Below are 12,185 nucleotides of genomic sequence, written 5' to 3' on the forward strand. Positions count from 1 at the left end.
ATCCGAGCCAGCATGGGTGATGTGGGAGCGTGTTGGGATAATGCCGTTGTTGAGCGATTCTTTGGCAGCTTAAAACACGATTGGATTTTTAAAGTTAATCAACCAACAAGGGAGTTTATGAAGCAAGATGTGACTGCTTACATGAAATATTACAACTTGGAGCGACTTCATTCTGCTAATGGTGATCTGTCACCTGTAGAGTTTGAAAATTCTCAACTAAAAGTGTCCAGTTTGGGTTGACCAGTACAGGTTTTTTTGTTTTATTTTTAATATTTAAAATGGTTTTTCATAAAATTTAAAATTTCAAAAACTGATATTTACATATTTAAAATGCAAATACTGAATTATCAAGTATCAATATTTGTATTTAAGATTTACATAATTTTGCAATGTGACGCGCAATGTAAATCATTGTTTATATTTAAGTTGTTATTTGCAAGTGTGACGTGTGTCAAGAAAAAATAAGTGTTTTCAAATAATACTAAAGTTGCTTTAAAGGAGATAACAAAAAATAAATTAGTTTTTGGAGGCGTGTATGAATACTTCAGTCATTCTCAGCTATGCGTTTATGTACTTCGTACTATTCGTAGCAGTACCATTCGTGTTTGTGATGTTTGTCATGACTTGCATTAAGTTTTTTAAAGCAGGTCCTGATGAAGCCGCACATCATGAGATGAAACTTAAACCAGTATTGTTTGATAAACAAAGCTTCAATTTTTTTAAATCATTAAAAACAGTTGTTGAAGGTAAATACGATGTTTGTTGTAACGTGCCATTAGACACTGTATTTGAGATGGACAAACATGATACGGAATTAAATCATGAATGCCGACTCGATTATGTATTGATCGACCATGATTCATCTGAAGTGAAAATGGTTATCAGTGATTTTGGCAAAGAAACGAACTCACCACTGAAAAAACTGTTTAGCAAGTTCAATATCAGTTTCATTGAAATGAACCAGCATAAACAGTGGGATACTCAGAGTCTTAAGCAAGCCTTGGCTGTGTGATCTTGACCGTCGGGTTCGGAATTATCCGAACTCGACCCCTTCTTTACCTTCCTACGGATAAATGTGAGGACTTCCTATGTCCAAAAGACAATGGCTGTGGTCGTTACGCTTAGGTGCTGCTGCGTTGCTTTTAAGCTTTTCTGCAATGAGTGCTGAGCCAGCCAATCAAATTAACAGTGATGCTTGTATGAAGTGTCACAAGCGTAATGGTCAAATGTTAGGGCATCATGGTCAAGATGCGATGAAAATGAGCTGTTCTTCCTGTCATGGAGAAAAGGGCGATCACCCTAAGAAACCGAATGATATGGTGGTCTTTGGTATGGAAGAATCGTCGGATCTGACGGTTCAGCTGAGAGTGTGTCAGAAGTGTCATACCAAGAAAAAACTCAGTGGAGCAGATTGGACGCATAACGTACATGCTCAAAAAGTGCCTTGTGCCGCCTGCCATAATTTACATAGCCCAACGGATCCAATGGCGGATATGACGCCGAAGGTTCGCAGTGAGCTATGTAGCAGTTGCCACACTGGCAAGCAGGAGTAAGGTTATGGAAAATTCAAAAAGAAGATTTCTAAAAGGCACCTGTGCCTTATTTGCCGGCGCTACAGGTGCTTCATTACTCGCCACAGTGAATGCATCGGATAGTGTTAAAGCAGAACCTGATGTCAAATATGCACTTATTCATGATGAAACTAAGTGTATAGGTTGCCAAGCGTGTGAGGTGGCTTGTCGTGAGGTGAATAATGTACCCGAAGGTGTTTCTAGGCTTCAAATTAAACAAGCGGGTCCCTTTGGCGAATACCCTAATCAGTTTTATCACTTTAGTCGCAAGTCTTGTCAGCATTGTGAAGACGCGCCCTGTGTAAATGTATGTCCAACTGGAGCTGCATTTATTGATAAAGAAACGGGTATCGTTTCTGTCGACGCATGGAAATGCGTAGGTTGCCAATACTGTATTGCAGCTTGTCCTTATCAAGTCCGTTTTATTAATCCTGTCACCCATGCGGCGGATAAGTGTGATTTCTGCCGAGAAACTAACCTAGCTCAAGGTAAACAACCTGCCTGTGTTGCTGCTTGCCCAACAAAGGCACTCGTGTTCGGTAATTTAAAAGATCCGACTTCTGAGGTTGTTCAAGTTCTGCGGTCTAATCCAACCCAGCGCACTAAGGTTGATCTTGGAACGAGACCTAAATTGTTCCGTATCGTTGCAAAATCAGGGGAGGTGATACTATGAGTGCCCTACATTTTGATACCTTAGTGTGGCATTGGCCGATTGCAATTTACCTGTTTTTAGCGGGTGTATCTGCAGGAGCCATGTTCTTCGCCGTACTGTTGAAACATTTTGTTTTGAAGCAAAACGCCTATCAGTCTGGTTTTGTGCGAGCCGCTTGTATTGTCGCGCCTGTAGCTGTGATGGCCGGGTTAGGGATATTGGTCGCAGACTTAACTAAACCTCTCGATTTTTGGAAGATTTTGGTGTTCTACAACCCTAAATCTGTCATGTCGATGGGAGTGCTTATTCTGCTGATTTACCAAGTATTTATGTTTATGTGGATTGGTTTGACTTTCCGTAAACCTGTTGATGCTTGGTGTGAAACACGCTTTCCTATTGTGCTTAAGTTGACCGCATTATTGGCTCGATTTGAAGCGACAATTACAGGATTGCTCGTGATTCTATCCTTGGCATTGGGCGCGTACACAGGCTTCCTGCTCTCGGCCTTGCCAGGCTATCCCATGCTTAAAAACCCTGTGTTACCTCTGCTGTTTTTGGCATCTGGTTTGTCTTCCGGTGCGGCATCATCTTTACTCGGTGGCGTGTTGATGAATGGCAAACCTAATGACAAAGAGGTGCACTTTATCCACAAGGTTGAAATCCCACTGATTTTAGTCGAAATCGTGCTGATTTTTACCTTCTTTATGGGCTTAGTGCTAACAGGTGGACAGAGTAAAATAGCCGCCTTTAATGCCTTAGGGTATGGCTTCTGGGGATGGATTTTCTGGCTTGGTATTATTGGACTCGGTTTGTCTGGACCATTGGCGATGAATTTGTTTATGACTGCGACATCTAAACGGAAATGGGCCTATGTGGCGGGGACGGCTTGCTTGAGCTTGATCGGGGTATTACTGCTACGTAACTTCATACTCTATACAGGACAAATGACGATCGCTTAAGGCGTACCGTTAATTAATGACGAAAAAAATCATAATAATCAATGGAATCGACGGATCGCGGAAACAATGTCAAAGGAAAACATTGTAGATGAGGCCCTTGCGGCGCTGGCTGAGCTCTCAAGGGTTAAGTCTAGCCGCGGTTGGTTGTGTAACAGGGAGGTCGCTGGGCAAGGATGCCATATTTTACACTTCAATATTTTGCCCTGCCTCCAAACGGGCCTCGCCACCTTATTCCTAAGGGTGGCGTTTCTTGTTTTAGGGAGGCACTATTTACTCGCCGAGGTTATTAATCCATTCACTCATTACCACATGGGTTTTGATCTTGATGATGTCAGTGTGAGTGTCGATATACTCACGGATCTCATGCAGGCGGCGCATCGAGGGCGCATGCACGTACACGAGTAAATCCATATCACCAGAAATACCACGGCAGGTAATCACTTCGGGGATCGCTTGGAATACGTGTACCACGTCGGCGCAACGTGGACATTGATGCTGGATTTCGAAATAAGCCGATACTCCTTCTTTTTGCGACTCACTCAAGAGCACTTGATAGCCACGGATCACTCCAGTTTGTTCGAGCTTTTTTATGCGCTCGGCAACCGCACTACGGGATAGATTGACCTGTTCGGCGATATTCGACACGCTCTGGCGCGCATCCTGACGCAAACTATGAATGATGGCAGTATCGAATTTATCCAAGGGTGACTCCAGTGAAAATGGCTATATTGAATCTGTGTGTTATTTTGCCATTGGTTTGAATAACCACAGAATTTGCTGAGTATTTTTGCTTAAAATTTTACCAAAATTTAAGATGGCCGTCATTTTGATGGAAATAACGTTATTTGCCGCGATTTTACCGGTATTGGACGTGGAGAACACTGAAATTAACGGCAGATTGTAGGGCGAAATCTCATTATACTGACAGCTCAAAAACCACAGAATATTAACAGATGAATTCAAATAGCGGAACTATAGGTCGTTGGCAAGGTGCGGGTTTAATGGCGACCACTTTGCTCGGTACAGGGGTATTTATTTTGCCTCAGATGACTATTGAAAAAGCGCATTCTGGCGCGCTAGTCGCATGGATATTGCTCACCTTAGCCATTATTCCTGTGGCGCTGGTCTTTGGTCGTTTAGCGAGTGTATTTCCCCATGCCGCTGGCCCCGCTTACTTTGTCGAAAAAGCCTTTGGTCGCACCGCAGGTCGAACAATTGGACTGATCTTTTTACTGGTTGTGCCCATGGGGGCGCCAGCCGCGATTTTGATGACCTTCCAGTTTGTGAATGCCTTAATACCGATATCGGGTTGGTCCAAGGTTGGTGTTGAAATACTCGTGATTTTTGGCTTGTTTCTGATTAATTTAAGAGGCATCCAAGTGTCGGCTAAGCTGCAATTTGGCCTGACACTTTGCATTGTCGCCGTTGTTGTGGTCTTGTTTGGTGCGAGTAGTTTTCAGCAAGGTCATCTCACGACACTTGCTAGCCATGGTATGCCTGAAATGCCGACCGTGATGATTGCCGCTGGCATCGCTTTTTGGAGTTTCTTGGGTATAGAAGCTATGACCCATCTTGCCGATGATTTTCGTCGTCCGCAGCAGGATATGATCCCCGCTATGATGATGGGCACAGTGCTGGTGGGCGTGATTTATGTGGCTTGTACACTTTTACTGCTATTAGTGCCGACAGATAAAAGTGTCGCCATGATCGGCGTGTTTGACCAACTACTCGGTGGTTACGGCGCACAAGTGATTGGTGTGTTAGGTATCGCAAGTGGATTGGCAACCGTTAACGTGTATGCGGCCAGTGCGGCACGTCTGGTCTGGAGTTTTAGTTGTGAAGGCATTTTACCGCGCTTCTTTGCCGTTAAGAATGCCCACGGTGTGCCCATTCGAGCACTTGCTGCGCTGTTATCTGTGATGGCAAGCGTGATTGTACTGACTTACCTTACCGGGCAAGAGCTAGAGCACCTTATCGCATGGAGCAACGGCGTATTTGTGGTGATCTATTTGATGGCTATGCTCGCTGCTGCTAAGTTATTACCACGGCACAATTGGCCGCTGGTGGCGCTGGGTTGTGCGTTTTGCTTAGTATTAGGTTTTGCCCTAGGTGCAAGTATGTCCTATGTGCTTGTGTTGATCTTAGTGGTCGCGCCATTTTTGTGGTGGCAAAAGACCCATATTAGTCGCAAACAAAGTTTGGCGTTACCTGAGTAATATTCGCACCCTCTGGGGCTAAATCAACATGATGGGTTAATTAAAAAAGCCCCGAACTCTTTATTGTCATAAGAGTTTGGGGCTTTTTTGTGTGGCTTAGTGGATTTCGAAACTGGATATGATTGAGTGCGATTAAATTGAATGAAATAAAGAGGTAAACCTTAAGTCTGATGGCCGCCAAGCTTTGTTGCCGAAGGACTGCACATTACTGATATTTAATGTATCTCGGTGAGCGAGGCGATAACTTGTGTTCTATATTTTGATCATTCATACGGAAGGAGAATAAATATGGATTCAGCTGCGTTGCTCAATCGTGTCGATGAGTTACCTAGGTTACCTAAGGCGATCAGTGAATTGTTAGATGCGGTCAATGATGACAATGCGACAGTAAAAAGCATTGCCACTAAAGTTTCACACGATCCCTTAATCAGCGCTAGGGTGTTACGCCTTGCTAACTGTGCCCACTATGGACGCAGTCGAGAGGTTGGCACTATCGATGAAGCTGTTGTGCGTCTTGGGATGCAAACCCTACGAACCTTAGTGCTCGCATCGGCGGTGATTGGTGCTGTCCCTAAGTGTGAAGGAATAGATTTAGCCCAGTTTTGGGGGCAAACCTTTGAGATTGCGCTTTATAGTCAAGAAATGGCAAAGCGTTGTGGCGCAGTCCCAGAAGAGGCTTTTACTTGCGGTATCTTACATCGTATTGGCGATCTATTGATTGCGGCAGTATCGCCTGAAGATGCGGCGAAAATTGCCGAAGCTGTGGCGCAGGGCAAAGATAAGCATCAGTTTGAGCGCGAGTTACTCGGATATGATTCCCCGGATATTGGCGCATTACTAGCGAAAAATTGGAAGTTTACACCAGCGTTAGTGCAAGGCATTTTGTATCAAGACCACCCTAAGGATTCAAACCCATTTTCAAAACTTGCTGCGTTATTATGCTTATCTTACAAAGTTCTAGATGAGTGGGATACGATTGAGGATGAGGAGAAAACCAGTTGGTTATCTCAATTAGCGACTAAGAAAGGATTGAAGATGGAGATGGGCGGGCTAAGGACTAAGTTGACTGAATTACACGGTTCGGGATATGAAATCGGTAAAGCGTTAGCTTAGAATTTTGTTTCGCTTAGTGTTTTGATGAGTAGGGTGGCAGTAAAAATATTTTTAGCCAAAGAGCGATATCAATTTAGTTTTAAGAAGACAATCGCGTGAATGGGGAACGGACGTTTCGCATTCACGCTTTTTTATGGGCTTTTGTTGATTTGCACTTTGACTGAATAGTGGATGTGGCTAGCCAGTTTGTTGGGTTGCAGCTATGGCAAGATTACGCATTTGGATCAACTCGCTGTGTTTGAGGTGCAACAAATCGGCGGTGCGTCGAATGATCTGGTCTTCATATTGGGATAGCTGGCCATCGGCGTAGGCCAGTTGCCACATTGCGAGCAACAATTGCTGCTTTTGCGCTAGGCTAAATTCAGCGTTAATGGCTGAGGTGAATTCAAAGAGTGAGGTCGCGCTGCCTTGTACGCTTTTAGCTTCATCAATCAGTATCTTAGCGTCTACTTCTGACATTGATAAGGTATCGGTTAGCAGCTTAGGTAATAATGCTTCTTCCTCTGCCGTTAAGGTCTCATCGGCAAATACGACTTCAAGTAACATACTCGCTGCGGCCAGTTTAAGTTGATGTGCCTTGTCTTCAGGGGAGACTGCTTGAGTATGAGCTTCAAAAAATCGTCTTAATTTCGCAATCATATTTGGCGGTTCTCATGCTGGAGGGAATATAAAGTAGAGTCGATTGGGAAGTGAAAGTTCACCCTAAATCTTGTATTGCTTAGGGTGAGGTAAGACTGAATTACAGTAGCGAGTTCAGACCTTTCATCAGTAAGTCTGAGGTGCCTTCAGTGCCATTGGTATCTAAGTAAGACTTAGCTATGTTGATCATTGGCATTGCTAGATCTTTAGAAATGCCCAATTTTTCAAAGGCGTCTAATACCATAGCACTGCCTTGCAGTGATGAACCTAAATCACCCGCTTTGGATAATAAGCCAGAAACACCCGATTTTGAGTCCAATTTAGGCGCAGCGGCGAGCAAACTATCGGCATTAGGAATGCTGGCAGCCAGTTTTGAGTAGTCGGTTGTTCCTAGGCTTGATTGCGCTAAGCCTAATAAACTGCCTAAGCCACCTTCGGCTTGAGTTTGGTTTAAACCCAATTGTGACATGACGCTGCCAACTAAATCATTCGACTGAGTTGCCGCTGCTGTAGTGGTCGCTTTTTCAGTTTTGGCTTGAGTTCCTGCCAAGTTATCTAACCAGCCTGCACTGGCGGGCGCCGCTAAAATACAAGTGCTGAGGAGGATAGAGAAGGTCAGAGTGTGTTTCATATGGAAGCGTCCTTTGATGGTTTGCGCACGAGTTCGCTGGACAGTTTAGCGGGTTTGTCACTTTTGTTGCAGTAGTTTTCTGTGATTTACGGTTCACACTGGTGATTTCTACTGTGCATTGCCAAGGGATTTTCGGTATCCTTAGCGGCAATTCTAAGTGTTAATTCATTTCAATTATTTGGAAAGTCGCATGTCACTATCCGCAATTTTGTCAGAAGCCTATAACTTCTTCCGTAATCATCTGGCGCAACTCGCTATGCTGACGATCCCATTACTCTTGATCCAAGTGGGGATCCAGTTATGGCTTGGTATAGAGATGAGTAAAGTTGATCTAGAAAATCCACAGTTTGGCGCTCCGCATATGATCGCCATGATGCTGTTACTACTTACTTTTTCGGTATTAATTGCCGCTTTGACTCTGTTTTTAGAACTGCGCTCACAAGGGCATAGTCCTTCAGCGGGAGTGGTGTTGAAGGCGAGTTTACCTTTTGTTCCACCATTATTATTGGCTGGGGTGTTTTCTGGTCTAGCGATTTTAGCACCAGTGATGCTGTTTGCCGCCTTCGGTCCTGTGTGGCTGGTAGGATTGGTAATTAGCTTCTATCTCTTTGCGCGTTTAGCCTATGTGAACTTTATGGTTGTGGTTGAGCGCTTAACACCGCTAGAAGCGATTAAGGGTAGTTTTAGTTTTAGTGGTCCTATCGTACTAAAAACCATTGCATTATTGATGTTGTATTTACCACTCTCTGTCATAGGTAGCCAGCTTTCTGGGTTAGCGTCCATGGGCGGATTACCTGTGCAAATGTTAGCGGATACTTTTATGTCTTTTATTGGATTATTCGTTAACGTCGCTTTGTTCCGCTTATATATGGTGTCGAAAAAACCAAGCGTCGAATAGTGCAACATCAATTCAGCCTGTAGGGAATCACTCATGGGGACGAAAACAGTCATTAAGGATAGTGAGTTTATCCACGATTTTTCGGTCTCCTTGAGTGATGATTACCTCAAGGCGAAAAGCTATGTGCAGGATGTGCCGACACAGTCGCTGCTGCACATTCGCAGTTTTACCCATAAACTTACAGAGTTACTGGGGCAAGATAAGCAAATCGCGTTTTCCAGTCCGAATTTATACGATAGGATCGAACAGCTAAATCAGCGGCGCGTGATTGATGTGAAGACCACTCGTGCCCTGCATCGATTGCGTGCCGACGGTAACCGCGGTGCTCATCCTGAGAAATACCATCTCACCCAAGAACAATTACTCGCGCTAGCGCAAAAATCCATTAAAGATGTCCTGACTTTAGTTGAGCACTTGTATCCTAAGGTTAAAGGTCGAGTTGCCCCTGACTACTGTTATGAAGCGACTGACGCAATGACGGTGAGGGACTTATGTTACCGCGCTGTGATGGAAGATGACCCGCAAGCGCAGTATTTGGTGGGGATATCGTTTAAGATCAAGGCTTTGATACTGAAAGAACAAGAACAGCTCAAAGAGCAAGAACTTGCGGCAGAAGCCGAAGCTATATCAAGCCAAGATTTATCCACAGTTTCACCTCTAAATACCATTTCTCACATTAGCGCAGCTGACAGTTTTGCCCGAGCGGCCTATTGGTTTTCCCTTGCGGCACCTAAGCACATGGAAGCCTTACATGAGCATGGCGTAGCACTGATCCACGGTTATCAAGGCGCGCCAGAAGTGGCTAAAGGTGAACAGATCATTGCCACTGCAGCAGCAGCAGGTGTGGTCAATGCGATGGCGTTATTGGGATATTTTTATCTTGTAGGCAGTGAGTCGTTTCAACCCGACAGCAAGTTAGCACAGCAATATTTACAAGGTGCGGCAGATGGCGAGCAAACCGAAGCGATGGCGAATCTAGGTGTATTGCATTACCAGCAAAAGAACTTAACTCAAGCCTATCATTTTATAAGCAAAGCCGCGCAAGCAGGTTATCCCCATGCCCAGTATCATTTAGCATTAATGCTTGCCAATGGAGATGGTTGTACTCGAGATATGATTGCCAGTGAGCATTGGATGGCCGAAGCTGCCGAGCAAGGACAACTCGATGCTATGCTCACGCGGGCGCAACATATGCTCAATGATGACAATGCCTTTGGCAGTGATTTGACTCAAGCTGAGGATTATTTGCGCCAAGTGATCAAATATAGCCACAGTGTGCCTGCGATGATTGAGCTGAGTATGGCACTGGCCGACGGTATCTTAGGACGAATTGATGTCGTTGGATCTGCTGCTTTGCTTAAGCTGGCACGGCAAAATGCCAATAAAAAAGAGGCGGATATTATCGAGCCTCTGTGGCGTTCACTGGTATTACAGATTGAAAATGTGCTTGAGGTAACCCAAGATCCCGCCGAAATTCATAGCCTTAAACGTGCGCAGACCTTACTCGCTTGAGCGCAGTTTTGCTTCGATTGAACTAGTGTTCATCCTCTTTATGCTCAAAAGTGCGCCCTTGATGGCGTGTCGCATTAGATTCCCTAACAATAGTGTCAGATCCATAAACCTGACTCTGCGGCTCCTCTGTTGCGTGGGCATGCTGCGTTGCGCTTGCCTGAGCCTGATTAAACTTAGCCAACTGACGTGCCATATAAAAGCGGCTAAATAGGACTAAACAACCGAGCGCAATCGCGCCAAATAAGAGCACGAAGGGCAATAAAAATAGTGATAAACAAATTAGGCTAATGCTAATTGCCATCGCTAACCAAGCCCGTGGGCCAGAAATTCGGGTCTGCAGTGGGCTCTGTTGGAACTGTTGAAAAATCATAAGAACTCCTCGATAGGCAGTGGACATTTAGTGTGCAATAGCGAGTGCGTCTAGGTCACGTTAATCTTGATTAATTTACTTTCTTTTACTCCGGAGGCCATTTTGGTGTTGCGCATTACTTTGATATGTGATCGCATGCTTATCTATATGTTGTTGCTCGAATAACGGTTAGTTAATTATATGTGTTTGCTAAAATCTTTTTGATGTAAATCTGAGCAATTTCTTTGCTAACTGTACATAATATGAGAAAATTCAGCTCAAATTTAACTGCAGTTTTAACTCAGTTAGCCGCCTTATTATATTGGTTGTAAATGTTCGTTCGACCCGCTCAAACACCCTCTTGTTTCACTGCTTTGTTAATTAATTAGACGCCAACATGAACTCATATTCGCTCAAGCAAAAAATTCTGTTCTCTGTCGTGGCAGCCCTTTCACTCGTGATTGGTTTGTTGTCATGGCAAAGTTATTCCAGCCAAAAATCCCAGCTGTTACAAAACAGCCTAGAACAAGTGCAGCGCTTAGGTGAACAGCAGGCTGAGCGGATCCAAGAATGGTTGGCTGGCCGCCAAGATATTATGGGAGCCCTGGCGAACAAAGTTGAAGGTGACAGCCTCAATACACTTCAACAAGCACAGGCATCGGGCCGTTTTCAGCTGACCTATTTTGGCTCTCAAGCAGGGCAAATGTTGGATTCTGATCCGAGTATTGATCGTACGGGCTATGATCCTCGCAGCCGCCCTTGGTATCAACAAGCCATCAGTGAGCGCGGTCTTATTTTGACAAAACCTTACGTGGATGTTGCCTATAACATTCTGGTTGTGACTATGGCACAGCCTACCGCACAAGGTGTTGTGGGTGGTGACTTATCTATCGCAAGCCTAGTTGACGGTGTTAATCGGATGAAGTTACCGGCAAACGGTTATGCCATCATGATGCACAAAGACGGCACAGTGATCGCTTATAAAGATCAAGCTAAGACGATGAAACCTATAGGTGAAATCGACAACGAGCTTAATCGCAACTTACCAGAACAGAGCCGTGCAGCGGGCACTCTGTTGCCTATGTATTTTGAAAATGAAGGACGTGACAAATTAGTCTGGAGCGTTGATATCCCTAATACAGATTGGGAATTAGTGTTAGTGCTTGATAAGGAAACGCTAGAAGCGCCATTGTCTAACCTATTACTCACTCAATTGGGTCTCTCTGCACTCGTACTGTTGCTGAGTGTGTTAGCCATTTCTTGGTTAGTTGGCATGTTACTGGGTCCTCTGAGTCGAGTATCGCAAGCTCTTGCGCGTATTGCCGATGGTAATGGTGATTTAACTCAACGTATTTCTGTCGACACTCAAGATGAAGTGGGCGTGCTTGCCGACAGTTTTAACCGCTTTGTGGGCAGTCAACATCAGCTGATCAGCCATATTCGCCAATTAGCGAATGAGTTAGATGCCGATGCTGAACGTAGTCTTGCCACCACGCAAACTTCAGTTGCGGAGTTACAACGTCAGCAGCAAGAAGTCGCTATGGTCGCGACTGCGGTAACTGAAATGGCGAGTGCGACTAATGAGATTGCAGCCAATGCTGAGAACACGGCAACAGCGGCTCAACAGTCTGCAGCGAGCAGTTTA

Annotated in this window: 14 protein-coding genes; 10 read left to right on the forward strand and 4 right to left on the reverse strand. The window is 44.6% G+C overall.

The genetic code is table 11. The annotated features are described in order from the left end of the window. The 5 genes from L5M10_RS22275 to nrfD all read left to right on the forward strand — a co-directional run. The coding region (locus tag L5M10_RS22275; RefSeq protein ID WP_263176386.1) for an integrase core domain-containing protein at positions 1-240 on the forward strand (240 nt) is incomplete at its 5' end. A gap of 295 nt (positions 241-535) precedes the next feature. Continuing rightward, the gene (locus L5M10_RS22280; RefSeq protein ID WP_105250596.1) at positions 536-1,012 is read left to right on the forward strand and encodes a DUF2726 domain-containing protein; all 477 of its coding nucleotides are present in this window, start codon (positions 536-538) and stop codon (positions 1,010-1,012) included. Positions 1,013-1,088: 76 nt separating this feature from the next. Beyond that, a complete protein-coding gene (locus tag L5M10_RS22285) occupies positions 1,089-1,553 on the forward strand; it encodes a cytochrome c3 family protein (RefSeq protein WP_263255957.1) in 465 nt (154 codons plus the stop codon). Between the two features lie 4 nt (positions 1,554-1,557). Continuing rightward, positions 1,558-2,244, forward strand: a complete 687-nt coding sequence (locus tag L5M10_RS22290; protein WP_105250594.1) for a 4Fe-4S dicluster domain-containing protein — start codon at positions 1,558-1,560, stop codon at positions 2,242-2,244. Next, positions 2,241-3,182: a cytochrome c nitrite reductase subunit NrfD gene (gene nrfD, locus L5M10_RS22295; RefSeq protein WP_105250593.1), complete on the forward strand. Its 942-nt coding sequence runs from the start codon at positions 2,241-2,243 to the stop codon at positions 3,180-3,182. Before L5M10_RS22290 ends, nrfD begins: the two co-directional genes overlap by 4 nt. Positions 3,183-3,452: 270 nt before the next feature. On the opposite strand, the gene L5M10_RS22300 is transcribed toward nrfD, so the two are convergent. Further along, positions 3,453-3,884, reverse strand: a complete 432-nt coding sequence (locus tag L5M10_RS22300) for an Lrp/AsnC family transcriptional regulator (protein ID WP_006079646.1) — start codon at positions 3,882-3,884, stop codon at positions 3,453-3,455. Between the two features lie 251 nt (positions 3,885-4,135). Between L5M10_RS22300 and yjeH the strand changes: the two genes are divergently transcribed. Together yjeH and L5M10_RS22310 are read left to right on the forward strand one after the other, a co-directional pair. Then, complete coding sequence (gene yjeH, locus L5M10_RS22305) at positions 4,136-5,398, forward strand: L-methionine/branched-chain amino acid transporter (RefSeq protein ID WP_113940284.1); 1,263 nt, start codon at positions 4,136-4,138, stop codon at positions 5,396-5,398. A gap of 288 nt (positions 5,399-5,686) precedes the next feature. After that, complete coding sequence (locus L5M10_RS22310) at positions 5,687-6,511, forward strand: HDOD domain-containing protein (RefSeq protein WP_131525752.1); 825 nt, start codon at positions 5,687-5,689, stop codon at positions 6,509-6,511. A 177-nt stretch (positions 6,512-6,688) separates the two neighbouring features. Here the strand turns inward: L5M10_RS22310 and L5M10_RS22315 are convergent, their stop codons facing one another. Together L5M10_RS22315 and L5M10_RS22320 are read right to left on the reverse strand one after the other, a co-directional pair. Beyond that, on the reverse strand, positions 6,689-7,150 hold the full coding sequence (locus tag L5M10_RS22315) for a TerB family tellurite resistance protein (protein ID WP_105250590.1): 462 nt from the start codon (positions 7,148-7,150) through the stop codon (positions 6,689-6,691). 100 nt (positions 7,151-7,250) lie between these two features. Next, positions 7,251-7,781, reverse strand: a complete 531-nt coding sequence (locus tag L5M10_RS22320) for a DUF2780 domain-containing protein (RefSeq protein WP_105250589.1) — start codon at positions 7,779-7,781, stop codon at positions 7,251-7,253. Positions 7,782-7,971: 190 nt separating this feature from the next. Here L5M10_RS22320 and L5M10_RS22325 point away from each other — a divergent pair, with 190 nt between their 5' ends. Both L5M10_RS22325 and L5M10_RS22330 read left to right on the forward strand, forming a co-directional pair. Next, entirely contained in the window at positions 7,972-8,679 is a 708-nt protein-coding gene (locus tag L5M10_RS22325; RefSeq protein ID WP_105250588.1) for a hypothetical protein, read from the forward strand. Between the two features lie 33 nt (positions 8,680-8,712). Beyond that, the gene (locus L5M10_RS22330; RefSeq protein WP_263212472.1) at positions 8,713-10,191 is read left to right on the forward strand and encodes a DUF4145 domain-containing protein; all 1,479 of its coding nucleotides are present in this window, start codon (positions 8,713-8,715) and stop codon (positions 10,189-10,191) included. A 22-nt stretch (positions 10,192-10,213) separates the two neighbouring features. On the opposite strand, the gene L5M10_RS22335 is transcribed toward L5M10_RS22330, so the two are convergent. Then, positions 10,214-10,561, reverse strand: coding sequence for a hypothetical protein (locus L5M10_RS22335; protein ID WP_131525749.1), 348 nt, complete (start codon positions 10,559-10,561; stop codon positions 10,214-10,216). A gap of 376 nt (positions 10,562-10,937) precedes the next feature. Here L5M10_RS22335 and L5M10_RS22340 point away from each other — a divergent pair. Further along, a partial coding sequence (locus L5M10_RS22340; protein WP_263255959.1) for a methyl-accepting chemotaxis protein occupies positions 10,938-12,185 on the forward strand: 1,248 nt, incomplete at its 3' end.

Source organism: Shewanella sp. SM32 (assembly GCF_025654235.1).
GTDB lineage: Bacteria > Pseudomonadota > Gammaproteobacteria > Enterobacterales > Shewanellaceae > Shewanella > Shewanella oncorhynchi.